Here is a 24708-nt window from a genome sequence, read left to right on the forward strand (position 1 = left end):
ATGTGCGGCATAGTGGGTTACTGCGGCGAGAAGAACGCGCCCAAGCTGCTTCTTGAAGGCCTGCGTCGCCTCGAATACCGCGGCTACGACTCGGCAGGGATCGCCATACCGCTCAAGGGGGCCTTCGAGGTCGCCCGCGAAGTGGGCCTCGTGGAGAAGCTCGCTCCGACGATCCCCTCGACAGGAAAGTCGGGTATCGGCCACACGCGCTGGGCGACACATGGCGGAGTCACGAAGAGGAACGCCCACCCGCACCTCTCCTGCGACGGAAAGGTGGCTGTGGTGCACAACGGCATCCTGTCGAACTTCCTGACGCTCAAGGAGCAACTTATCGAGGAAGGCCACATGTTCGCGTCGGAGACGGACACCGAGGTCCTCGCGCACATGTTGGAGGCCGCTTACAAGGGAAGCATCGAGGACGCGTTCTTCGCCGTGTTGAAGAAGATCCAAGGGACGTTCGCGATCGCCGTCATGCACGCCTCGGAGCCGGACAAGGTGATCGCGGCAAGATCGGGCCCACCGCTCGTCGTGGGGCTTGGCGATGGAGAGAACTTCCTCGCCTCCGACGTCACACCGCTTCTCGAGCACACGAAGAAGGTTTTCTTCCTCGACGACGGGCACGCGGTCGTGATAACGAAGCGGGCCGCGAAACTCTACGATTTCGCCCATAGGGAACTCAAGCCGAAGATCGTGGACGTCCCGTGGGACGCAAAAGACGCGGAGAAGGGCGGCTACGACCACTTCATGCTCAAAGAGATCTACGAGCAGCCCTCCGCGATCCACGACGTGCTCCTTGGCCGCGCGGACGCCACTCTCCAAGGACGGCTCGAGTTGGACGGAAACGTTACGGCGGAGGTCTTCTCCGAGATCGACCGCGTGATGATACTCGCGTGCGGCACGTCGTACCACGCGGGGCTCGTCGGCAAGCGCCTGTTCGAGGACCTCGCTGGGCTTCCGGTCGACATCGAGATCGCCTCCGAGTACCGCTACGCCGAGACGCGCCCGACCGGCCGCACGCTCGCGATCGCCATAACGCAAAGCGGCGAGACCGCCGACACGATAGCCGCCCTCCAGAAGGCAAAAAGGAACGATCACCCGACGCTGGCCATCACGAACGTGGTCGGGAGCACCATCACCCGGGTCGCCGACGCGACGTACCTGATACGGGCCGGACCCGAAGTGTCGGTGGCAGCCACGAAGAGCTTCACCAACCAGCTTGTCTCCCTCTACCTCGTGGCCGCGGCGGCGGGAGTCCGCCGCGGCAGCCTCGCGCCGGAGCGCGCGCGCACCCTCGTCAACGAACTCAAGAACCTGCCGCGGGTCGTCCAGCGAGTCATCGACAAGCGAAGCGAGATCGAGGCGCTGGCGAACAGCCTCGCCCAGGCAGACCACATCTTCTACATTGGTCGCGGGCCCGCGTATCCTGTCGCCCTCGAGGGCGCTCTCAAGATGAAGGAGATATCATACATCCACGCGGAGGGACTATCGGCCGGAGAGTTGAAGCACGGGCCGTTGGCCTTGCTTACGCCAAAGACGCCCGTCGTCGCCCTCGTTCCGCCGGGAAAAAGCTACGAGGCCATGATGGGGAACATCGCCGAGGTGCGGGCCCGCAACGCCGTCGTCCTCGCGGTCACGCAAGAAGGGGAACGCGAAGTGGAGAAGGTCGCGTCGGACCAGGTACTCATACCGAAGACCGACGAGTTGCTGTTTCCCGTTCCCGCGGCCGTCCTCATGCAGCTTCTCGCCTACTTCGCGGCCCGAAAGCGCGGCTGCGAGATCGATCGGCCCAGGAACCTCGCAAAATCGGTGACGGTGGAGTGACCGATGGGCCTCTTTGGCTCCAGCGGGATCCGCGGGAAGGTCTTCGAACGTATCACGCCCGAGCTTTCGCTCAAGGTCGGCCTGGCCGTCGGGGCCGCGCATAAGCGCGTCGTCGTGGGACGCGACACCCGGACGTCGGGACCGATGCTTGAAAACGCCCTCGTCTCCGGTCTACTTTCCGCGGGGGCGCAGGTCCGCACCTGCGGCGTCGTGACCACGCCTACGCTCGCGTACGCCGCGCGGGACTTCGACTGCGGCGTAGTCGTCACCGCGAGCCACAATCCCGGCGAGTACAACGGCATCAAGCTCTGGAATCCGGACGGCATGGCGTTCAGCGTGAAGCAACAGGAGGAGGTCGAGCGGCGCGTCGCTGGCGAACCTGCGCATGGCCCATGGCGGGACTCGCCTTCGCCGACGGATAATCCCGGCGCCGTCGAGCGGCACATGAAGGCGCTTCTCCGCGACGCCCTTTCCGCCAACGGCACCAAGGTCGTCGTCGACTCGGGGAACGGCCCCGGGGCCACGATCACGCCCGAGATGCTTCGGCGAATGGGTGCCTCGGTCGTCACTTTGAACGCGCAACTCGACGGCACGTTCCCGGCGCGAGACCCCGAACCGACTCCAGAGAACCTCAAGGACCTTTCCCTGACCGTCACCGCCTCGGGGGCAGCCCTCGGCATCGCCCACGATGGCGACGCCGACCGCATGGTGGCGGTCGACGAGACCGGGACCGTCCTCGGCGGCGACTTGACCCTCGCGCTCTTCGCCCGGTCCTTGGGGGCCCGCACCATTGTCGTGCCTATCGACACGAGCATGGCCGTGGACAGCTTCCTCAAAGGCGTGAAGGTCATCAAGGGCCGGGTGGGGGACCAGTTCATCTCCGAGGACGTCAAGGCGCACGGTGCCAGCTTCGGCGGCGAACCGTCCGGCGCTTGGATATTCCCACGCGTGAGCCTCTGCCCCGACGGGCCCCACGCCGCAAAGCGCATGGTCGAGATCGTGACTAGGGAAGGCCCGCTTTCGAAAGTCGCGGCGGAGTTTCCGAGCCTGCCGATCAAACGGCACGCGGTGAAAGTGCCCGAAGGGGACAAGGCGAAGACAATGCGGCACGTCAAGGAACTTGCCTCAAGGCTTGGCCGGACGAGCTCCATCGACGGGGTTCGTGTCGACCTCGAGGACGGGTGGCTCCTCATACGACCGAGCGGCACGGAACCGAAGATCAGGATAACCGCGGAAGCAAAGACCGAGAAGCGGATGGAGGACATCTTCACGAAAGCGTCGGATATACTTGACAAGGCGGTGAAGGCGTGAGGAAAGAAAAACGCAAGACGCGACCGGCCTCCGCCAAAGGAAGCGAACTGCGCGCCGTGATCCTTGCCGCTGGAGAGGGGAAACGCATGCGTCCGCTCACGGCCAACATGTCGAAATGCATGCTGCCGGTCGCAGGAGTCCCCATCGTTGAGCGTCTTGTTCTATCGCTGAAAAGCGCCGGTATGAGAGGCGCGACGATCGTCGTCGGCTACAAGGAGGAGCGCATCCGCGAGCACTTCGGCGATGGGAGGAAGTGGGATGTCTCCATTGATTACGTGGTACAGAAGGAGCAACTTGGAACGGGCCACGCGCTCGCCCAGATTCCCGAGACCGTGGGCCGTTTCATGGTCGCGAACGGCGACATTCTGGTAGACGCGGCGTCGGTCAAGGCGATCGCGTCGCACCCGGGATTCGCGGTCGCCGGCGTCACGGTGAAGGACCCGACGGAATACGGGACCTTTCGCCTCAGCGGCAAGACCATCCAGGAGATCGTCGAGAAGAGCACGACACCGCCGTCAAGCCACGCGAACGCGGGCCTCTACATGATCGACTCCACGGTACTCGAAGCCGCAAGAAGTCTCTCGAAGACTGAACGCGGCGAGTTCGAGATCGTGGACGCCGTGAACGCCGCCATCGCGAAAGGCGCCAGGTTCGAGATGGTGGACATGCGCGAATGGCGCGATGTGGGCCGTCCGTGGCACTTGCTCGAAGCAAACGAAGAGGCGATGCGCGAAGTCAAGACCCGACTCAATGGGACGGTCGAGAAGGGGGCGACCCTCAAGGGCGCCGTACAGGTGGGAAAGGGCGCTGTCGTGAGGGCCGGTGCTTACATCGAAGGCCCCGTGATCATCGGAGCGAACTGCACTGTAGGACCGAACTGCTACATCCGACCAGGCACCGTCCTCATGGAAGGCGCGAAGGTCGGGAACGGTTGCGAAGTCAAGAACAGCATCATAATGGCGAACGCCCACGTGAACCACCTCTCGTACGTGGGGGACAGCATCATAGGCGAGCGTGTGAACCTCGGCGCGGGGACCAAGGTCGCCAACCTCCGGCACGATGGGAAGACGATCAAAGCGAAGTGGGATGGACAAAAGTTCGACACGGGAAGACGGAAGTTCGGAGTAGTTCTGGGCGATGACGTCCACACGGGGATCAACACGAGCTTGAACGTTGGCGTGATGCTGGCGGCGAAGGCGGCGACTAGACCCGGCGACGTGGTGCTCTAGCGGCAACGTCAGCACCCAGACGCCGAAAGCGGGACAATTCTGATATACACCCCCCGACTACTCTTAGGAAAGAAATGCGATTATCCGCAGTCATCCGGAAGGAAGGTCGCCTCTTCGTGTCATGGTGCCCGGAACTGGACGTTGCCAGCCAGGGCAGGACGCGTAAGCAAGCCCTCAGCAATCTCGTTGAAGCCGTTCAGTTGTACCTGGAGGACGAGGACGCGAAAACGCCTCCGGGGAAAGCCTACCTCACGACGTTCGAGATCGAGGATGGCAAGACTTCCCGTCCTGCGAGCGCGTGGGGTTTTGGCCGCGCTGCGGCGCGCCGGGTTCGAGAGAGTCGGTCAACACTGCAGTCACGTCAGGCTCAAGGGGATCGTGCGTGGCGCGACGCGGGTTGTCGTCGTTCCGAACCATCCGGAGATCGCGCCTGGAACCCTCCTATCGATCATCCGTCAATCGGGCCTCACGCGAAAAGAGTTCGAGCGGTTGCTCCGATAGACAGGCGCCCGATCCACGTCGTTCGCGGCGACGACCTCCACACGGGGATCAACACGAGCCTCAACGTGGGAGTGATGATGGCGGCTGGGGCATCGACGAGGCCGGGCGAAGTGGTCCTCTAGGGGGCGTCCGCGGGCTTTTCCTTGCCCAGGTATTCAACGTGCGCGACCCATTCGTAACTAATGTCTCGGGCAAGGACGGTCTTGTAGCTTGCCGGGCCCCCGTACCTTCCTGGCGGCAGAATCCCCATTTCCTTTGTTTCGTTGCTGCCGAATTCCACTTTCTCGCCCATCGGACCCCACGCCAACTCAAGGCGCAAGTCACCCGTGGCCGAGAATCGCGCCACTACCGTCGCCTTCAAGTAACTGTTCGTTTCCAACGTCGACCCGTCAAAATGCGTCATTAACGCGCCTGCATCGGTCGCTAGTGCCGCCCCGCCGCTGCCCGTGAAGGATCGCGGCCTTAAGCCTGTGGCATTTTCCACGCCCGTAGTCGGAGCATTTGCCACGGACGTCGATTGCTCGCCATCGGGTTTCAATGGGGAAGGGGTCGCCTCCCCATCCGAGCCCGCCGCCCCCATGTCGGTCGCACTGGGCGTTAGACACCCGGCCAACGCTATAAACAAAACGAGGCCGTACGGGGCCAATCCAATTGATGCCCTACGGGTCGGCATTTTGTGGTTGTGTCTCCTCTAGATCAACGAGGCAAACGGCCTCCGAATCTTGGTACGCGTGTTCCCATTGGTCCCCGTCCTTCGTCGCCTCATGGGTCTGGTAGTAATTGCAGTACACCTGGCCGTTGCTTCCGTCCAGCAGATACGAGCATTTTCGACTCTCTACGACGTATGCGCGGTTCCCGTCCGGCGACTGCCAACGGTACCACTCTTCGAATGCAGTGCAGGAGGCGCCGGTCGGATCGGCACGCGCACCAGAAATTAGGACCAAGCCAATCGTCGCGGTCATGATGACACTCGTAACCAACATTTGTTGTGCCTTCAAGTTTTTCCTTGCCCCTGCGACCACAGATGGCCCGAAAGGCCACCAGGGGTTCGCGGACCTTCATACCCCCCCCCCCAGTGCTTAAACGTTATCGTTGAAAACCGACGATTCGCAGACTTTGGCGCCGTGGTCCCGCGTTAATGGCGGCAGGTCACGGGCCCCGACCAGGTCTGCTCTCGGGCACGCGCGCCGCCTTCACACCATATTCCCTCGCGAACGTTTCGCGACTTGCGCCGGGTTCCTGCGGGCGACGCGAGAAAAAGCCTATTTACGTCTCGGGCCTCTTCTCTACCAGCGGTCCGTGGTCAGGGACGCTTGCGGAGGCGAAGTAGTCTTGAGGAGAGGGGCAGGAGGCAGTGTATGGGCCGTCGCTCTTACGACGCTGCTCGTTTTTGGACCCGGCGGCCTCGCGTTCGCGCAGCCCTTTCTTCCCACGATGACAGGTCCCTCCGGTACCGAGGATCCGGTGACGGTGCCCGCCGCCTCGTCGCCGAGCGATCTTCTCCCGGTCGATCTTCCCGGCGCGTGGGTGAACCTCCGGATCCCGCCGAGTCAGAACTACTCGGGCGTCTTCTGGCCGGACGTCGCGGTCGTTTCCGGGACGGCGGTCGAGGCGGATACGAAGGTAGAGCCACACGTGGTCGCCGATCCGGGCCTCACTTTGGATCCCGGAATCACGACGACGCCCACGGTTGGCATCGATCCCGAGGTGGCGGTCGACCCCGAAGTGGCTGTAGATCCGGGCGTCACGGCGGAGCCAGAATTCAGCATCAATCAGGAAAATCCCGCATCCTCCGCGCAGGTCGTGCACGTGATCTTCACCGGATTTCTCCCCGGGGCCGGCGGGGGCCACGTCGAGCATGCGACGTATGCGGGCGGAGCGTGGGATTCGGCGGTCGTCGCGGATTGTGCACGCACGTTCACGAAAGGGAGGACGCTCGCCGTCGACGCCGACGGGGACCCGCACTTCATCTACCACGGCTCGGGCGCCTACCCGTGCGTTGCGACCGTGATGGATTGGCACCACGCGTTCCTTGAAGATGGCGTGTGGCAGGACGAGCTCATCGTCTCCTGCAGCGCCTCCACGCACGCGGACCTCATGCTCGCTCCCGACGGCGCCCTCACAGTATATGGCCGCTGCGGCTCCTCGATGGTGATGGCGTGGCGGACGCCCGCTGGTTGGGTGGACCAGAGCGCGCCGCTCAAGGCCGAGACATCGGCGGTCGTTGACGGGACCGGGCGGATCCACACCGTGGGATCGCTAAGCTCTACCCGGTTCGTGTACGGCACTTGGCTCGATGGTTCTTGGGCCCGGGACAACGTGAGTGTCAGCGGGTGCTATTTCGACTTGAGCCTCGCCCTCGACATGAAGGGCTTCCCCCATGTGGCTTGCAACAATCGGGTGAACGGCCTTCGGCACGTGTACCGGAGCGCGACGGGCTGGTTGGCGGAGACGGCCGACCCCGAGGCGCAGGTGACTTACAACCGGTTGACGCTCGACCCCGGGATCGGTATCGACCGTCGAGGCGACGTCCACATCGTCCACGAGTACAACCGGGCGTTGGAGGTCCAGGGCATCCAGCCGCCCCAGGACATACGATTCACCGACCGGTTCGCCGACGGCAGGTGGGTCGAACAATTCGCCTCGAACGGCCTCTGCCCTCAATGCCGCGACCCCCGCATGTCCCTGGACGCGCTCGGGGTGCCGCATATCGTCTACGAGAATGCCAGCGAGGGGCTGCTGTTCTATGCCAAGCGCCTCGCCGCGACGGGCGGTGAAGCGGCCTCGTCGGCCAACCAAGGTTGACGGGCCGGGGTGTAGCAATATATAAATAAACCGGCCCGCTCTCTTCGCCGCAGACGGTGTGATTCTTGGAAAGTGACGCCCCCCGAAGCTATGGAATCCTCTCGACCGGCGGCCTCCTCGTCGGAAGCGTCTTTGGAACGGTCGTCTCCATCGTGATCACGATGGTGCTGACGCGAGACGTTGAACGCCTTCTTGGCCTCACCGAGCTCCTCACCATCGTGCTTCCGGGCGCGTTGGTGGCCCTGGTGGTCGCGGCCTACTTGACCGCGCAAGCCAAGAAACAGGCGTGAGGCCGTCTCATGAAGGCCGTCATCCCCGCGGCGGGCCACGGCACCCGGTTCCTTCCAGCGACGAAGAACTCCCCGAAGGAGATGCTTCCTCTTCTTGACAAACCCGCGATCCAGTACGTCGTCGAGGAGGCCGTCCAATCGGGGATCGACGACATCCTCATCATCACGGGCCGCGGCAAACGGGCGATCGAAGACCACTTCGACCGCGCCCTCGAACTCGAACTTCTCCTCAAGGAAAAAGGCGACCACGCGAACCTGAAGATGGTGCAGGACATCGCCGACATGGCGCAGATCCACTACATACGCCAGAAGGAGCAGAAAGGCCTCGGCCACGCGATCCTCCAGGCGAAAAAGCACATCGGGAACGAGCCGTTCGCGGTGCTTCTCGGCGACGACATCGTCTTCTCGAAGAAACCCTGCACGTTGCAACTCATCGACCAGTACATGGCGAAACGATCGCCGATAATCGCCGTCGAACGGATCCCGCGCGAGCGCTCCGTGGCCTACGGCGTCGTCAAACCGGCGAAGGCCGTGTCGGACCACCTCTACCCGATAGAGGACCTCGTTGAGAAACCTAGACCCGAGGAGGCCCCGTCGGATCTTGGAATACTCGGGCGCTACGTGCTCACACCCGAGATATTCGCAGCGATCGAGGAGACGAAGCCTGGGAAGAACGGAGAGATCCAATTGACGGACGCCTTGCGGCTCCTTCGGGCCAAGCAGCCGCTCTACGCCTACGAGTTCTACGGGAAGCGTTACGATCTTGGCAACAAGATGGATTGGCTGAAGACGAACGTCGAGGTGGCCCTTATGCAGGACGAGTACAGGGAAGAGTTGAGACGGTTCCTCGGGGAGATGGTGCGTAACGAAAAGTGAAACACGGGCTTCGCACACGACGGGGAATGCCGCGGCACCGGCCGTTGGCGACGGCAAGACCGCGCTCGTCACGGGCGGGGCCGGTTTCCTAGGCTCGCACCTCGTCGATCTACTCGTGGCGAAAGGTTATCGCGTCATGGTGCTCGACAACCTCATCACTGGGGACACGTCGAACCTGGACGCGGCCCGCAATACCGGGCGCGTCGAATACGTGCGCCACGACGTCTCGCAACCGTTCTTCACCGAGAGACCCATCGACTTCGTCTACCACATGGCAAGCCCCGCAAGCCCCAAGGATTACCTCGACTGGCCGATCCCCACTTTGAAAGTCGGTGCCCTCGGGACGCACAACATGCTGGGCTTGGCTTTGAAGCATAGGGCGCGCTTTCTCATCGCGTCGACGTCCGAGGTCTACGGCGACCCGAAAGTGCACCCACAGACGGAGGACTACTGGGGGAACGTGAACCCCATCGGACCGCGTGGCGTCTACGACGAGGCGAAGCGGTTCGCGGAAGCGATGACCATGGCCTACCACACGGCCCACGGCCTTGACACGCGGATCGTCCGCATCTTCAACACGTACGGGCCGAGGATGCGCCTCGACGACGGTCGCGTGGTCCCGAACTTCATGGGGCAGGCCCTGCGCGGTGAACCGCTCACAGTCTACGGCGACGGGTCGCAGACGCGCAGTTTCTGTTACGTGTCTGACCTCGTCGACGGGCTCCACCGGCTCATGACGAGCGACCACGTGCTCCCGGTCAATATCGGTAACCCCGAGGAGATGAGGATAATCGACTTCGCCGACCTGATCATCAAAGCGACGGGCTCGAAGTCGAAGATCGTCTTCAAGGACCTCCCTGTGGACGATCCAAAGGAAAGGCGGCCTGACATCACGAAGGCAAGGACGATCCTTGGCTGGGAGCCCCGCGTCCCACTTTCGGAAGGAATCAAGGTCACGATGGAATATTTCCGAGGGAGGATTGCGAAGAAATGAAGGTCATCGTGACAGGGGGGGCCGGTTTCGTGGGGTCGCACGCAAGCGAGTGGTTCGCAAGGGCCGGCCATCACGTCGTGGCACTCGACAACCTGAGCCGCGGCCAACTTCTTCACCAGAAGGGCGACTTCAGCCACAACTGGAACCACCTGAAGAACGTGCAAGGGGTTGAACTACGCTCTTGCGACATCACCGATTGGAAATCTCTCTCCGAGGCGACGCGCGACGCCGACGTGATCATCCACACGGCGGCACAGACGGCCGTGACGGCGTCGCTTACCGACCCGCGCCGCGACTTCGAAGTGAATGCCTTCGGGTCGTTCAACGTCATGGAAGCGGCGCGCGAGAACGACGCGGGTGTAGTCTACTGTTCGACCAACAAGGTCTACGGCGACAATGTGAACAAGGTGGGTGTCGTCGATCAGGGCAAGCGTTACGCTTTCGAGCCCGCGTTCAAGCACGGGATCCCCGAGACTTTCAACACCGACCATTGCGAACACACCCCCTACGGCACCTCGAAACTCACGGGCGACCTCTACGCCCAGGACTACGCCCACACGTACGGCCTCAAGACCGGGGTCTTCAGGATGTCCTGCATCTACGGCACGCGCCAACTCGGCGTGGAAGACCAAGGATGGGTCGCGTGGTTCACGATCGCGACGCTTTCGGGAAGGCCCATCACGATCTTCGGGGACGGCAAGCAGGTGCGAGACACCCTCTTCGTCGAGGACCTTGTAGCCGCCTGGGACGCGTTTCTCAAGAGCAACAAGCGGCACGGCGTGTACAACACCGGTGGCGGCGCCGCGCACACCACGTCGCTTCTCGAGCTTCTGGACGTTCTTGAGGAGAAGACCGGGAAACGCAGCAAGCTCTCCTACGCCGATTGGCGCCCGAGCGACCAGAAAGTCTACGTCTCCGACACTAGGAAGTTGAAGGACGAACTCGGCTGGAGCCCTAAGGTGGCGCTCCCGCAGGGCCTCGACCGTATGCTCGCTTGGTTCGAAACGAACAAGAAACTGATTGGTGCGGTGTGAAGAAGAAGACCAGACCGGTGAGACGCCCGCTCAAGACGCACGCCGAGGCGACGGCTTCTCCCAGCGCTTCGTCGATGGGCAAGAACGTTAGGATCGGGAAGGGCACCGTCATCGAGGCCATGGCCGAGGTCGGCGTCCACCCGACAGGTGGGACGACTCGCACCACCATCGGCAAGGACGGCCTCATCCGGTCCCAGACGATAATCTACAAGGGGACCCGCATCGGCGACGGGTTCAAGACCGGTCACGGGGCCGTCATCCGCGAAGACAACCGCATCGGCGACGACGTCTCGATCGGCACCCACTCCATCATCGAGCGCGACACGGTCATAGAGGACGGCGCGCGCGTCCACTCCAACTGCTTCGTCCCCGAGTACGTTCTCATCAGGAGAAGAGCGTGGATCGGCCCATGCGTCGTCATGACGAACCACCTGCACCCTGGTTGTCCGCAGTTCAAACTACAAGGGAAGAAGGACCGCGACTACTGCCTGCGGGGCCCGGAGATCGGCGAGGACGCCTACGTCGGGGCGGCCGCCGTGCTCATGCCGGGGATAAAGGTCGGGAAAAGGGCGCTCATAGGTGCCGGCGCGGTCGTCACCAAGGACGTGCCCGACGATTCCGTGGTCGCAGGTAACCCCGCCAAAGTCGTCCGCCGCGTCGACGAACTCGTCTGTCCGCCCGGGCACTATGAGAGGTTGTACCAGTGGAAAAGCTGAAGATCAAACTGGCCGAGATGTTCGTCGACGACGAGACGCGCCAAGCGGCGCTTCGCGTAATCGAGAGCGGCCGCTACATCAAGGGCCCCGAGGGCGAGGCGTTCGAGAAGGAGTTCGCGGCAAAGATCGGCACGAAGCACGGGATCGCGGTCTCGTCCGGAACGGCGGCGCTCCACATCGCATACCTTGCCGCGGGGATAGGCCCCGGCGATGAGGTGATAGTCCCATCCCACTCCTTCATCGCGACCGCAGCACCCCTCATCCACATCGGGGCGGTCCCCGTGTTCGCGGACATCGATCCGGTGACTTTCACGATTCTCCCGCGGGAGTTCTCCCGCCTGAAGTCGCCTAGGACGAAGGCCGTCGTCCCTGTGCACATCTACGGGCAAAGCGCCGACATGTCGCCGATAGTCGAGGCCGCGCGGGGCCATGGGATCAGGGTCATAGAAGACGCGGCCCAGGCGCACCTTGCCGAATACGGGGGAAAACGGATCGGCACACTTGGAGACGTCGCGATCTTCAGTTTCTTCCCATCGAAGAACATGACGGTGGCCGGCGACGGCGGGATGTTGACGACGGACGACGACAGGATCGCCGCCACGTTGCGCATGCTCCGAGACGCGGGCCGTGCTCCAGGGCAGAAGTACGAGCACGAGATCCCCGGGTTCAATTACCGGTTGTCGGAGATCCAGAGTGCAATCGGCCGCGTTCAGCTCAAGCACCTCGAAGCGTGGACCGCGAAGCGCCGCGAGAACGCCGCATACCTTCAAGACGCCCTTGCCGGGACGAAGGGCGTCACCTTGCCCACGGAGCGCACCGGCTCGAAGCACGTGTGGCACCAGTTCGTTATCCGCTACCACGAGCGCGACCGCTTGTGGAAGCACCTCGAAGCGAGCGGCATCGAGGCCGGCGTCCATTACCCGATCCCCATCCACTTGCAACCCGCCTTCAAGACCCTGCCGCGGGCGAAACTTGCCGAGACGGAGAGGGCCGCCGCAGAGATACTATCCATTCCCGTCCATCAGAAACTCACGCGCGCCGATCTTGACTACATCGCGGGGGCCGTGCGCGACTTTGCCGGGGGAGCGAAGTGAGACTAGGGCTACTTGGCACCGGATACTGGGGAAAGAACCACGCCCGCGTGCTGAAGCAGCTACGTGAAGCTGGTCGGGTGTCGCAGCTCACCATCTGCGACGTCGACGAATCACGGGCCCGCCAGTACGCCAAGGAATCCGGCGCCGACTTCGTGACCGACCCGAAGCGACTCATCGGAAAAGTGGACGCCGTCGACATCTGTACGCCCACCCCCAGCCATTACCCGCTCGCCGCGGAATTCCTCGCCAACGGGACAGACGTCTTCGTGGAGAAACCCCTGACGCTCACGAGCGACGAGGGACAGCGACTGATCGCCCTCGCCAAGGAGAAAACGCGCATACTCCAGGTCGGCCACATCTTCCGCTACCACGCCGGAGTCCAAGCCATAAGGCGTCTCATCGAGACTCGCGAGCTCGGCGACGTCCGGTACATGGTGAGTAACCGTTTGAGTTTCCGGGCTCCGCGACCGGACATGGGGGTCCTACACGCGCTTGGAGTGCACGAGGTGGACTTGTTCCCATTCCTACTCGGCGTCGATTATCCGGAGACCATCTACGCTTCGCTGGGATCGTACCATTCGAAGGGGATCGAGGAGGTCGCACAACTCATCCTCGAATTCCCCGACGACGTGCGCGGTTTCAGCCTGGAAAGCTGGCTCTCACCGCTTGCCGGAAAGGACCGGAAACTCGTGGTCGTCGGAAGTCGAATGAGCGCGGAGGTCGACTATCTCAAACCGCAGGAGATGGTCATCAGCGAGTCGCACATCGAAGTCCACGGCGACGGGCCGGAGGCCCGGTTCGAGGTCGTGAACGAAGGAGGACACACGGTGCCGATACAGTACCGCGAACCGTTGGAAGTGGAACTCGAAGCGTTCCTGGACTCGGTGAAGACGAGAAAGAGGCCACTGGCGGATGGCGAATGTGGGTTACGCGCCGTCAGGATGATAGAAGCGGCGTTCGAGGCGGCGAGGGAGAAGAGGGCCGTGAACGTGAGGCCGTGATCTCCGTAACCAACCGCCTCAGAGCAGGCCGCGTTCACGCAGCTCCGCGTTCGCCTCGTCGAATTTGTCCTTAGCCTCCGCCGCTTCACCCCAGGCCACCAGTTCCCGCATGCCGTCGTCAAACGGCGTCTGCGCTTCGAAACCGAGGAGGCTTTTTGCGAGGGCTACGTCCGCAACGCAATGCCTCACATCGCCCGCGCGGTAATTGTTCTCGAAGTGCGGGGTCACCTTTGACCCATAAAGTTTGATGAGAGTCTCCGAAACACCCCTGATGGTCTGCGGGTTTCCCGTCCCGACGTTTATCGCATGATAGTCAGCGCCGCCCTTCGTGCCGGCCAAGATGTTGGCCCGCACGATGTCGCTTACATGGATGAAATCCCGCGTCTGCAAGCCGTCCTCGTAGACCACGGGCCGGTGGTTGTTCTTGATTCGTGACGAAAATATGGCGCACACGCCGGTGTACGGATTGCCCAGGCTCTGGCGTGAGCCATAGACGTTGAAATAGCGCAACGCCACTGTGGGGATCCCGTACGTCCGGCCCGCGATTAGGCAATACTCTTCCTGATCTTTCTTGGATTGCGCGTAGATCGACGTGCAGTCGAGGCGCTTGGTCTCAGGCGTGCCAATTGGGCTCAGTCGGTTTCCGCACGAAGGGCAGGGATGTTCCCATTCATGCCCCCTCATCGCGGATTCTGCCCGCAGGAGCGGCTGGGCTTTCGCGCCGCAGCCTGGGCACCGGTAAAGGCCCTCCCCGTAAATGCTCATCGAACTTGCCACGACCAGCTTCTTCAACCCGTGGTTCTTGTTCACGAGAACGTCCAGGAGGCGAGCCGTCGCCATCGTGTTGACGTCCACGTACCTCTCGATTTGGTACATTGACTGGCCAACACCCACCATCGAAGCCTGATGATACAGAACTTCGATATCCTCTAGCGCTTGCTCAATGGTCTTCCGGTCACGGACATCGCCCCAGACATATTGGGCCCGGGCGTTGAGATAATCCGGTTTCTTGGAATGGACTTGGGGCTCGAGGTTATCGAGGACTCGGACTTGGTTGCCCGCCGAGACGAGAGAGTCCACCAAGTGGCTGCCGATGAAACCGGCGCCGCCGGTGACGAGGATCTTCTTCATTTGGACCGCGCAACAATCAGCGTCTGGTAAATAAAGGGAATGCCAAATAATCCCGGCCCGCTCAATAGGAATCGATCGGCGACGTGACCATTGTGAGCTCGATGGCGTTGGTGCCGTACATACTTCGCTGGCGACGGCGGTGGCCCCGCACTTGTTGGTCGCCTCCACGGCTTTCGGCGGACACGCCACGCGATGCGCGCCCCGTCCAAGTAATGGGAGGTCGGAGTAGTAGAGGGTATTCGCCATCGGGGCCCACCGTCGTACTGGGAAAACCGGTGTTGGGAATAGACTCTCACGAAAACGCGGTGGCCTGACGCCAGGGAACCCCGGCCAATACAAGGAAGGGTTTATCCCCATGTAGATTGTCGATGAGTCGAGGGAGTGAAAGATGAGGTCCGTCACGTTTGCCGTCATGATTGCCGCGTTAATGCTAGTTCCAATAGCGCCTGCCGCGCCCACGACTGATTCCACATACTTCGCCCGCTTCACCGGCGGCGAGGTAGCCGTCTGGCAGTTCGACGTCGATGATTGGCACCCCGAATTCGGTCAGACCTGGGATTCGACCAGCAACATCAACGATCTCACCATTAGCAATGCGCCCTACGCGCCGTTCGGAGGTCGTTTCGGTGGCGCCTTCAATTTCAACGGCGTGAATTCATTCCTTTCGCGGCCGAATCCACCGTCACTAAACGGCCTGAACCAGGTGACAGTAATGGCTTGGGTGGAGCCGACCTTCACCAAGACAGCCGGCGGAGCCGGGTCTGGCATCGGAATCAGCGGTATCGTGAACAACGTCGCTGCCATTGGGACAACCGGCGGCTACGCATTGAGGATCGGTGACAACACCAGCGGCGTTCCCGAGTTCCTCGTCTACAGCAGCGCCCCCCTTGAGTACCGGCTTGTTGGCAAGACGCCTCTATCGGCCGGCGTCGCTTATCACATCGCAGGGACCTTCGACGGCAGCACAATGAGGCTCTACGTCAATGGTATGCTCGACGGGAGCCGATCAGGCACCCTGTCTTCGACGTCCGCTTCGTTCGAAATCGGCCGGGACCTCTATAGTAACAATAGGGTATTCCCCGGCGTCATCGACGAGGTTCGCGTCTACAACCGGGCGCTTTTGGCGGGCGAAATCGTGAGCCTGATGAACTGCCCATACGACAACAGCGTGGTCAGCGTCATTTCGACGCCGTCGTGTTGACGGCTGGACCAATACATAAGGCTCATGCAATGGCGGATTGAATCCCCACCATGGGAAAGTTTCACCCGTGGTTCGCGTTGCTGGCCGTCTCCGTGTTGCTGGCCGGCTGCCTCGAAGGACGAAACCAAGAGACATCACCTCAAGTCCGGTTGATCGGTTCAGAAGTCGTAATTTGGAGTTTTGACCGCACGTCGACGGACGCAACCGGCCTTGGCGATGCCTCGGGAAAGGGCATCAATCTGACGAACCACGGCGCCAACATGCTGCCCGACGGAGGCAGGTTCCGAGGCGGGGCCTCGCTTTCTGGCAAAGAGACGTGGCTCGAGGCCGAATCACACGATTTCCAGACCCTGTCGACCATCACCGCAATGGCGTGGATACTGCCCCGCACGATCAAACCGGTCGGCGGCGAACAAAGCGGCGTCGGAATCAGCGGAATCATCAATAACGTGGCGGCCAAGGATACGAAGGGCGGTTTCGCCCTTCGCATAGGGGACGCGAACCAAGGCGCCATCGAATGGCTAATATACGACGACGCGCCCCGCGAATACCGCCTCGTCGCCAATCTCACGATTACCGGTGGAGCCATGTCGCATGTTGCCGGAACGTTCGATGGGACGACCTCAAGCCTCTACGTGAATGGTCTACTCGTGGGGGCGCGCCAGGCCGCTTTGACGCCGTCCACATCGCGCTTAGAGCTTGGTCGCGACAATTACAATCCGTCACGTAACCTCGACGGGATTCTGGACGAAGTCCGAATCTTCGATCGCGCTTTAGGGCAACGGGACATCATTACGCTCATGAACTGCCCCTACGAACGCGGAATCGCAGACCCAAACACGGGATTAGCGGCCTGCTGACGTCCTGCCGCCGGACGGCCTTCCTAGGCCCACGCGCCGGGGCACAAGGCGACTTGTGACACCCGCCGGTGACAAGCATCGGCGTGGCATATGATGGTAGGCGTGGACGTTACGTCGATTCCTGATCCACCTAGAAGTCCATGAAAAGTCTTATCTTGTCATAGGCAGTGGTGTCAAGAGTCGGGTACCCAAGGGATAGGAGGCGACGTGACGCGACAGGGCCACAGGAGGAATTCGAGATCAGGCAGGGCCCTGTATTCCGTCGCGCTGGCAATCCTCTTGCTGACGCCCGTCGGCTTCTTCCCTTCGGGTGTTGCAGACGCTTCAACCGAGCCAGCTCCGGGAAGCGACAATTCTCACAATACTTCGGAGGAGAACGGCGCCGGAACGACTCCTAAGACCGATTCACCTGAGTCGCCGGCCCGAGCAGAGCCCGATTCCTCCACCTCCAGCAACGCCAATACGGCGGCGGCGCCGCGCAATGGCACCGAGTCCCTATCGGAATATGAGAACCGAACGCTGAGCGCCGAAATCGAAGTGGGTCACCGACAGGACCTGGACGGCAATTCCATCGAAGACGTCCTCGACCTCGTGATTGCGCGGTCTGGCTCGGAGGACGACCTCAAGATCATCATCGCCTTCGCCGACCAAGGTTCGGCGGCGTCGGCTCAGGGAGGCCTATTCGCCATGGGCGCCAGCGGGGTCCGTGTTTACCACCTCGCGCCGGCGGTTTCGGCAAGCATGCCCGCGTCCACGGTCCGGTTCGTGACCACGATGCCGGGTGTCGTGCTCGTGTACCACGACGCCCTGGTCCGGGCCACGCTTGACTCCTCGGGACCGGTGATCCGGGCGCCAGAGGCGCGTTCCACGTACGGCGTCAACGGTGCGGGCGTCGGAATCGCGATTGTTGATACAGGAATCGACCCGTCCCACAAGAGCTTGGATGATCAAGATGACAATCCGCAGACGACGGACCCCAAAATAGTGGGTTGGTATGATGTCATCAACGGTCGAAACACCCCGTACGATGACCACTACCACGGAACCCACGTGGCGGCGACCGCCGCTGGGACGGCGGCTGGAACGCCCTACGTGGGAATCGCGCCGGGTGCGAATCTCATAGGCGTCAAGGTACTTTCCGGATCGGGGTCCGGCTCCGAGAGCGGCGTCATCGATGGAATGGAGTGGTGCGTTGACAACAAGGATGCCTATGGCATCGACGTCATGTCGATGAGCCTCGGCGCCAATGTCAACGGCGACGGGAATTCACCACTGGAACAGGCGGCTACCAACGCCATGAACGCGGGAGTAGTGACAGTGGTCGCAGCCGGCAACAGCGGCCCGGGATCTAACACAGTCGGAGTCCCGGGCAGCGCGAGGGACATCTTGACGGTAGGCGCCGTGGATGACGGGAAGACTGTGGCGTATTTCTCGAGTCGTGGTCCGACGCGGGACGGGCGCTTAAAGCCGGAAGTCTCGGCAGTGGGCGTCGACGTCATCGCCGCGTCCGCAAACACCGGTACCGGATATCGGTCGTTGAGCGGGACGAGCATGGCGACGCCCCACGTTTCCGGGTTGGTCGCTTTGGTGCTTGAAAGAGCCGCGGGCAGCGCGGACCCAAGCGAAATTCGGGACATTCTCATGTCAACGGCCGTTGACGGCGGGGCGTCGGGACCCGACAATTCGTATGGTTATGGTGTTGTAGACTCCGTGGAAGCTGTCGGTGCGGCGATACCGCCTGCGCACGATCTCGCCGTTCGCGAGATGACCTTGCCGTCCTCGGTCGCGCCGGGCGAACAGGTTAACGCCTCCATAGTCGTTCGCAACAATGGCTTGAACGCCGAATCCGACGTAAGCGTAAGGCTCGTCGTCGATGGAGTGCTGGTGGACGATGGCATACTCTCGACCCTGGCTTCTGGTGCCTCTGAGACCGTCATCCTCTCTTGGCAATCGCCACCGACGAGCGGGACACACAACATGACTGGTGAGGTCGCTCCAGTCCCGGGCGAGTCGAACTTGGGAAACAACGCTCTCAGCAGGTCGCTCTTTGTCGGAATCCGGCTTCCCACGGCGCGGGCCCACACGAGTGCAGCGTGGAACGGCCAGTACGCCTATGTCTTCGGTGGCAACGATGGAAATTATCTTGACCAAATCGTTCGGGTCGACGTCGTCACGATGAAGGCGACGACCATGGCGGCGAAACTGCCAGCAGGGCGCGAAGGAACGAGCGCCGTGTGGACGGGAACATTCGCGTACATTTTTGGCGGCGAGAGCGGTCCATACTCCCGCTCTAGCGGAATCGTGCGTTATGATCCCGGTACCGATACCGCAAGCCTCATGCCGACGCCGCTCCCGTCGGGGAGAACGCTGACTTCCGCCGTGTGGACCGGACAGTACGTGTACATATTCGGAGGATGCACCGTGACCGTATGTCCAACCGATGAGATTCTCCGTTACGATCCAGCGACCGACGCCATTTCCGTTCTGGCGCCAAGGCTTCCCTCCGCGAGGATGGGCACCAGCGCCGTGTGGGCGGGCGGGGATGCATATGTCTTCGGAGGAGAGACCGGCCAGGCGCACTTACGACAAGTTGTAAGGTTCTCCCCTTCCACCGGCGTTGTTTCTATCATGGCCGCGAGCCTTCCGATCGGCGGGGTCGAGACGTCGGCGACATGGAGCGGGAGTCGCGCCTACGTGTTCGGCGGCCTGTATGGCACGACTTTTGGAAATCAGGTTGTCCAGTATGATCCAGTTACTGATCTTGCTACGGTTGTAAGCGAGGATATGACGCCGGCCAGATGCTGCACGAGCGCTGCGCTCACGACCAAAGGGGCGCTCGTCTTCGGGGGATTGAATGGCGTCTACCTCTCAGACATTTTCCAGTATCCGATAGGCCTACAGGCACCAACGAATTTCACGGCGACCCCTGGGCCGGGTCTTGGCGAGATCACCCTGGCATGGCAGCCACCGGTGGAGCTCGGCGCGTCGCCAGTCACCGGGTACAATGTATACCGCGGGTCATCGCCCGGCTCCGGGATGCTCCACGCGACCCTTGGCAATGTACTCGGTTTTTCGGACGCGGGCCTTCCGGACACAGCCACGTATTACTACAATGTAACGGCCATCAACTCCCAGCTCGAAGGACCGTCTTCCCCCGAAGTCTCGGCCAACACGTACCATCCAGATGCCCCGGATTCCCCCCAAAATGTGGAGGCTGAACCGGGCGCCGATCTCGGAAAGGTGGTTGTGACTTGGACCCCGCCGCAAGCCGCCGGGAAACCGCCCACGAACGGTTACCGCGTGTACCGCGGGACAACTGAATCGAACCTCGTGTATGTCGCACAAACGGGAACCGTGAGCAAATACGACGACTCAGGGTTGGCGAACGATACCAGTTACTTCTACGGTGTATCGGCCATCAATCTCGTTGGAGAAGGGGATGCCTCGGCCCCAGTCTCCGTCCAGACCTTTGCGGTCGTGCCCCCCGGCTCGCCCCAAAGTCTGGCTGCGACCGCCGGCTCCGGTCCCGGCAACATCACGCTCTCATGGGTGGCGCCGTCCCCGAACGCGGGCCCGCCTCCCACCGGCTATCGAGTATATGGGGGTAACGCGTCCGGGACGGAGGCGTTCCTGGCCCAGGTTGGACCGAACTCAATATTCGTCGAATCCGGCTTGGGAAATGGCCGGACCCGGTTCTATAAGGTTGGCGCTTCAAACTCTGTCGGGGAGGGACCGGTATCCACCGAAACGAGCGCGACAACTTTTACGGTTCCCAGCGTCCCTCGCAACTTTACCGCGTCCACGAGCACGAAGGCGGGCGAAATTGTGCTTCGGTGGGAACCGTCGGCAGATTCCGGTGGAACACAAGTCACGGGTTATCGCCTATACCGCGGAGACGTACCCGGGCAAGAGATTTTTTTGGTACAGGTGGGTAATGCGCTTGTCTACTACGATGGCGGACTCGGCGCGGGAGTGACCAAGTATTACCGCGTGTCGGCCGTCAACGTCGTGGGCGATGGCCCCATGGCGCCGACGGCAAGCGGAAGCACACTATCGACTCCGGGACCGCCTCAAAACCTCATTGCCGTAAAGGGCCCGGCCGTCGGGGACATGACTCTTACATGGCAACCGCCAGCCGCCGGCGGAGATTCCGGCATTACGAACTATCGGATCTACCGGGGGGACTCGGCGGAGTCGGCCTCCTTCCTAGCCCAGGTGGGAAACGTCGGAACATATCGCGACTCGACCGGACCCGGCGGGTTAACATTCTACCGCTTATCCGCCGTGAACCCGGCGGGCGAGGGCGAACTTGGGTCTCCCACAAGCGTTGTCGCAGACGCTGTACTGAAGACCGCGCGCGCGCATATGAGTGGCGTTTCGACGGGTCAACACGTGTACATTTTCGGCGGCCAAGATGGCTCTTACTTGAACCAGATCCTGAAATACGACCCGACGACGGACAAAGTCACAGTCATGGCTGCAACGCTTCTTTCTGGGCGAGAAGGCACGAGCGCAGTCTGGACGGGAACCTTCGCGTTTGTTTTCGGAGGCGAGAGTGGGCCATTCGCCCGCTCGGACCGCATTGTGAGATATGATCCATGGACGGACACGACGACCTTCATGAGTGCAAGGCTTCCCACGGGACGCACGCTCACCAGCGCGGTCTGGACTGGCCAATACGTGTACATTTTCGGGGGATGCACGACAAGCGTGTGCCCGGCGACCGACATCCTGAGATACGATCCAGCGGCAGACGCCGTGACCGTTATGTCGCCTCGTCTGCCCTCGGCACGGATGGGTACGAGCGCCATTTGGGACGGACAGAGCGCCTACGTCTTCGCTGGAGAAACGGGCCAAGCCCACTTGAAGCAGATTGTCAGATACACGCCGTCCACGGGCTCTGTATCTGTAATGGCAGCTACGCTTCCCATTGGGGGCGTCGAGACGTCCGCCGTTTGGAACGGGGCCAGTGCATACATCTTTGGAGGCCTCTTTGGCACGACCTTCACGAGTCAGGTCGTTCAATTTTCGCCCGCCGCGGACTCGGCCATCGTCCGGGATGAAGGGATTGGTCCACCGCGCTGCTGTGCCGGAGCCGTGCTAGTGGGCGAAACGGCAATTACGTTTGGGGGCCTGTCAACGGCTTCAACTTACCTGAAACATATTACAGAATACGAAATCACGCTCACGCCGCCACGCCAGCTCACTGCGATGCCTGGATCCGACCTGGGCAGCACCGTCCTTTCTTGGCAGGCACCGGTCGACGATGGTGGAACTCCGATAACCGGTTACCGTGTTTACCGTGGATCGGCAAGCGGCCAGGAAACATTCATCGAAGAGTTGCCGGTCGTGTTCTCGTACGCGGACGGCGGTCTGGAGAACGGGACGACCTACTACTATGTCATCCGCGCGGTCAATGCGTTGCGGGAGAGCAGCCCCTCGAACGAAGTCAACACTACGACCTACGCGGCGGTCCCTCCCCCGGCGCCCCACGGGCTCGTCGCCTCGGCAGGAATTGGTCCAGGCGCGATCACACTTCGGTGGAACCAATCGACACCGGCCGGGACCCAGCCTCCGCGCAGCTATCGCATATATGCTGGAACCGCAAGCGGCAGCGAAGACTTCTTGACGGAGATCGAAGGTGCCCAAAATTTCACGCACACCGGCCTTGGTAATGGCGTTAAGAGGTTCTATCGGGTGAGCGCCGTGAACGCGATCGGAGAGGGGGGCCTTTCCGCCGAGGCAAATGGAACCACATTCATCCCACCGTCGAAACCAGTCAATCTCGTGGCACAATTCGGCCCCGGCCCCGGCGAAATCACGCTAGACTGGCAGACCCCGTCCTCAAACGGAGGCCTTCCCGTGACGGGTTATACCGTGTACCGTGGAAACTCCAGCGCAAACAAAACCCTACTGGCCAAGGTCCCGACCGTGACGACATTCAAGGATTCCGGAAGATCGGTCCGGGACACCTATTTCTACAGTGTGACGGCGGCCAACTCTGCTGGCGAGGGCTTGAACTCCAGCGACGCTTCTGCACGGGCCCTGGGTGCGGGAAACGTCAAGACGGCCTCGAATCCTGACGGAAGCGTGACCGTATTCGATGATCGGGACTCGGATGATACCGTGGATCCGGGCGAGGAGATTGCTCGTACTCCGAGCGTAACCCCTTTCGAATCAGCTTACGCCGAGTCGTTTGACGACGGCGTCGCTGACGGTTGGACGAAGAGCGGAGGCACAACGAACCTGTGGAGAGTTCAGGCGGACTGCTCGCTCACGACCGGAGAATTCGCGCTGACGTTCAACGCCCCGTCGCCTTCGTGCGACTACGACGTGGGACACGCATCAGGGTCCGTGGGTAGCCCTATGGTGGACCTCACGGGAGCAGAGCGCGCCATCCTTACTTTCAGACACTTTTGGCAGACTGAACGTCCGACGGACGCCGGTCGGAGCGACCCGCTACGCGCCATTGACGGTTGGGACAGGATGTCAGTCGAGGCGAGCAGCGACGGCGGTGCTACGTGGACCGAGCTAAAGCGGTGGGATTCCCGAGACCCGAAACCTGGCGGGTGGACATCGGAGTCGATAGACATCGCAGGTTTCATATCTGACCAAGTATCGGTACGGTTCACCTTCGATAGCGTCGATTCAGCCTGGAATACGTATCTCGGCTGGAGCGTCGACGATGTGGCCATAATCAGGGGTTAGGCGTCTCTTTGGGCGAATCCTTGGCATCAACCTCCTTCCTTGCTCCCTCTACCTGCGTTTCCCGTGGTATGTCTACGCTTGCAGAAACGTGATCGTATCACGCTTGCCCCTCCAAGGCAGACTCTTCGTGGACGCATCCTCACTTCGTGCGACAATGACAAAGCGTTCACGCCCATTTCAGGCGCCCGGCGTGGGGTGCGAAAGACCTTTTCAAAATGGACCGCCGTCTACTTTCGGGAGATACCCATTAGCTTGACCATGTCCTGCCACCGATGCTCGAAAGTATGATTCTCTAGCACTGTCTCCCGCCCGGCCCGTGCAATCTCTCTCGCCTCCTCTGGATGGTCGAGATAGTGGCGGACCAGGGTAATGAGTTCGGCGTCCGTTTCGTAGGTCACGAGATGCTTCTTGTTCGTGAAAAGGTCGAGCAAACCGTCCACGACATCGGTGACCATCAAGGCTCCTGCAGACATTCCCTCAAAGACCCGTTGGTTCAGCACTCCCATGAGGCTGCGGTTGAATACGATTTGCGATCGACTGTACAACCTGGCCACGTCTTCGTAGAAAATACCCTGCAGAATCGTGGTTTTGAAGTTTCCCTCCAAGATCCGTGAAAGGCGAATCCGCTCATTGTACAATCCCGCCGCCATGTTCCCCACTGATGCGACCTCAAGGTCGCGCTCGCCCTGAAACATCCGGTGATACCATGGATCGAACGCCAGTGGCACCCAAGCCGATTTGTTGGCGCATTCGGCGAAGAGGCCTTGGTATTTCTTGTGAGCGTAGAACACCCAATCGTAGTCCCTGGCGTGAGTCTGGTGGTACTCGGGAAAGAGGTGCGTATCAAGGTGCCAATTGGCCGTCGGAATCCCAAGGTCGGGCACGCCGCGAAGGAAATGCTTCGGGTGGTCATTGACGGACAGAAAGAGGTCGAAATCCGCTGGCTTACAATAATTTTCCTTGAGAACCTTGCGCACGGTCTTCCGAAGCCCGAGCGGGTCTCGAAGCTCGCGGATAGAGAGTTGGCGGAGATCAAGGTGAAGCACGACATTTTCCCGGTTCATTGCGCGAAGCATGTACTGCGTGATGCTGTTGTAGCCGCCCGGACATGCAAAGATCACGCGCACTTGCGCTGG

The 24708-nt window shown here is 61.6% G+C and carries 18 protein-coding genes and 1 pseudogene; 15 read left to right on the forward strand and 4 right to left on the reverse strand.

Annotated features, from left to right (window positions below):
- From glmS to HY556_03190, 4 genes are all read left to right on the forward strand, one after another.
- A complete protein-coding gene (gene glmS, locus HY556_03175) occupies positions 1 to 1821 on the forward strand; it encodes a glutamine--fructose-6-phosphate transaminase (isomerizing) (protein MBI4392786.1) in 1821 nt (606 codons plus the stop codon).
- Between the two features lie 3 nt (positions 1822 to 1824).
- Complete coding sequence (glmM, locus tag HY556_03180) at positions 1825 to 3132, forward strand: phosphoglucosamine mutase (GenBank protein MBI4392787.1); 1308 nt, start codon at positions 1825 to 1827, stop codon at positions 3130 to 3132.
- 47 nt (positions 3133 to 3179) lie between these two features.
- A complete protein-coding gene (locus HY556_03185) occupies positions 3180 to 4361 on the forward strand; it encodes an NTP transferase domain-containing protein (GenBank protein MBI4392788.1) in 1182 nt (393 codons plus the stop codon).
- A 270-nt stretch (positions 4362 to 4631) separates the two neighbouring features.
- Entirely contained in the window at positions 4632 to 4862 is a 231-nt protein-coding gene (locus HY556_03190; GenBank protein ID MBI4392789.1) for a type II toxin-antitoxin system HicA family toxin, read from the forward strand.
- Between the two features lie 118 nt (positions 4863 to 4980).
- Here the strand turns inward: HY556_03190 and HY556_03195 are convergent, their stop codons facing one another.
- Together HY556_03195 and HY556_03200 are read right to left on the reverse strand one after the other, a co-directional pair.
- On the reverse strand, positions 4981 to 5370 hold the full coding sequence (locus tag HY556_03195; protein MBI4392790.1) for a hypothetical protein: 390 nt from the start codon (positions 5368 to 5370) through the stop codon (positions 4981 to 4983).
- 151 nt (positions 5371 to 5521) lie between these two features.
- On the reverse strand, positions 5522 to 5824 hold the full coding sequence (locus HY556_03200) for a hypothetical protein (protein ID MBI4392791.1): 303 nt from the start codon (positions 5822 to 5824) through the stop codon (positions 5522 to 5524).
- A 370-nt stretch (positions 5825 to 6194) separates the two neighbouring features.
- Here HY556_03200 and HY556_03205 point away from each other — a divergent pair, with 370 nt between their 5' ends.
- The 8 genes and pseudogenes from HY556_03205 to HY556_03240 all read left to right on the forward strand — a co-directional run bounded on the left by HY556_03205 (position 6195) and on the right by HY556_03240 (position 13672).
- Positions 6195 to 7667: a hypothetical protein gene (locus HY556_03205; protein MBI4392792.1), complete on the forward strand. Its 1473-nt coding sequence runs from the start codon at positions 6195 to 6197 to the stop codon at positions 7665 to 7667.
- A 65-nt stretch (positions 7668 to 7732) separates the two neighbouring features.
- On the forward strand, positions 7733 to 7957 hold the full coding sequence (locus tag HY556_03210) for a hypothetical protein (GenBank protein ID MBI4392793.1): 225 nt from the start codon (positions 7733 to 7735) through the stop codon (positions 7955 to 7957).
- A 9-nt stretch (positions 7958 to 7966) separates the two neighbouring features.
- The gene (gene galU, locus HY556_03215; protein ID MBI4392794.1) at positions 7967 to 8833 is read left to right on the forward strand and encodes a UTP--glucose-1-phosphate uridylyltransferase GalU; all 867 of its coding nucleotides are present in this window, start codon (positions 7967 to 7969) and stop codon (positions 8831 to 8833) included.
- A 64-nt stretch (positions 8834 to 8897) separates the two neighbouring features.
- A pseudogene (locus HY556_03220) lies at positions 8898 to 9827 on the forward strand (SDR family oxidoreductase).
- Positions 9824 to 10861 (forward strand): GDP-mannose 4,6-dehydratase, encoded by a 1038-nt coding sequence (locus tag HY556_03225; protein MBI4392795.1) that lies wholly within the window; start codon positions 9824 to 9826, stop codon positions 10859 to 10861. Before HY556_03220 ends, HY556_03225 begins: the two are co-directional and overlap by 4 nt.
- 74 nt (positions 10862 to 10935) lie before the next feature.
- The gene (locus HY556_03230) at positions 10936 to 11577 is read left to right on the forward strand and encodes a transferase (protein MBI4392796.1); all 642 of its coding nucleotides are present in this window, start codon (positions 10936 to 10938) and stop codon (positions 11575 to 11577) included.
- Positions 11578 to 11594: 17 nt separating this feature from the next.
- The gene (locus HY556_03235) at positions 11595 to 12671 is read left to right on the forward strand and encodes a DegT/DnrJ/EryC1/StrS family aminotransferase (GenBank protein ID MBI4392797.1); all 1077 of its coding nucleotides are present in this window, start codon (positions 11595 to 11597) and stop codon (positions 12669 to 12671) included.
- A complete protein-coding gene (locus HY556_03240; GenBank protein ID MBI4392798.1) occupies positions 12668 to 13672 on the forward strand; it encodes a Gfo/Idh/MocA family oxidoreductase in 1005 nt (334 codons plus the stop codon). The genes HY556_03235 and HY556_03240 overlap by 4 nt, the downstream gene beginning before the upstream one ends.
- An 18-nt stretch (positions 13673 to 13690) precedes the next feature.
- Here the strand turns inward: HY556_03240 and HY556_03245 are convergent, their stop codons facing one another.
- The gene (locus tag HY556_03245) at positions 13691 to 14803 is read right to left on the reverse strand and encodes an SDR family NAD(P)-dependent oxidoreductase (protein ID MBI4392799.1); all 1113 of its coding nucleotides are present in this window, start codon (positions 14801 to 14803) and stop codon (positions 13691 to 13693) included.
- Positions 14804 to 15191: 388 nt separating this feature from the next.
- Here HY556_03245 and HY556_03250 point away from each other — a divergent pair, with 388 nt between their 5' ends.
- The 3 genes from HY556_03250 (at position 15192) to HY556_03260 (ending at position 23572) form a co-directional block, all read left to right on the forward strand.
- Positions 15192 to 16004: a LamG domain-containing protein gene (locus tag HY556_03250; protein MBI4392800.1), complete on the forward strand. Its 813-nt coding sequence runs from the start codon at positions 15192 to 15194 to the stop codon at positions 16002 to 16004.
- A gap of 50 nt (positions 16005 to 16054) precedes the next feature.
- Entirely contained in the window at positions 16055 to 16864 is an 810-nt protein-coding gene (locus HY556_03255; protein ID MBI4392801.1) for a LamG domain-containing protein, read from the forward strand.
- Positions 16865 to 17401: 537 nt separating this feature from the next.
- Positions 17402 to 23572 (forward strand): S8 family serine peptidase, encoded by a 6171-nt coding sequence (locus tag HY556_03260; GenBank protein ID MBI4392802.1) that lies wholly within the window; start codon positions 17402 to 17404, stop codon positions 23570 to 23572.
- A gap of 227 nt (positions 23573 to 23799) precedes the next feature.
- Here HY556_03260 and HY556_03265 read toward each other — a convergent pair whose 3' ends face one another.
- Complete coding sequence (locus HY556_03265; GenBank protein ID MBI4392803.1) at positions 23800 to 24699, reverse strand: glycosyltransferase; 900 nt, start codon at positions 24697 to 24699, stop codon at positions 23800 to 23802.
- Between the last annotated feature and the right edge of the window lie 9 nt (positions 24700 to 24708).

It is taken from the genome of Euryarchaeota archaeon (genome assembly GCA_016207515.1).
Taxonomy (GTDB): Archaea; Thermoplasmatota; SW-10-69-26; order JACQPN01; family JACQPN01; genus JACQPN01.

Coding starts and splice junctions, on each gene's coding strand:
- glmS (MBI4392786.1), top strand. CDS start 1: ATGTGCGGCATAGTGGGTTACTGCGGCGAGAAGAACGCGCCCAAGCTG.
- glmM (MBI4392787.1), top strand. CDS start 1,825: ATGGGCCTCTTTGGCTCCAGCGGGATCCGCGGGAAGGTCTTCGAACGT.
- HY556_03190 (MBI4392789.1), top strand. CDS start 4,632: ATGGCAAGACTTCCCGTCCTGCGAGCGCGTGGGGTTTTGGCCGCGCTG.
- HY556_03200 (MBI4392791.1), bottom strand. CDS start 5,824: ATGACCGCGACGATTGGCTTGGTCCTAATTTCTGGTGCGCGTGCCGAT.
- galU (MBI4392794.1), top strand. CDS start 7,967: ATGAAGGCCGTCATCCCCGCGGCGGGCCACGGCACCCGGTTCCTTCCA.
- HY556_03225 (MBI4392795.1), top strand. CDS start 9,824: ATGAAGGTCATCGTGACAGGGGGGGCCGGTTTCGTGGGGTCGCACGCA.
- HY556_03230 (MBI4392796.1), top strand. CDS start 10,936: ATGGGCAAGAACGTTAGGATCGGGAAGGGCACCGTCATCGAGGCCATG.
- HY556_03235 (MBI4392797.1), top strand. CDS start 11,595: ATGTTCGTCGACGACGAGACGCGCCAAGCGGCGCTTCGCGTAATCGAG.
- HY556_03245 (MBI4392799.1), bottom strand. CDS start 14,803: ATGAAGAAGATCCTCGTCACCGGCGGCGCCGGTTTCATCGGCAGCCAC.
- HY556_03250 (MBI4392800.1), top strand. CDS start 15,192: ATGAGGTCCGTCACGTTTGCCGTCATGATTGCCGCGTTAATGCTAGTT.
- HY556_03255 (MBI4392801.1), top strand. CDS start 16,055: ATGGGAAAGTTTCACCCGTGGTTCGCGTTGCTGGCCGTCTCCGTGTTG.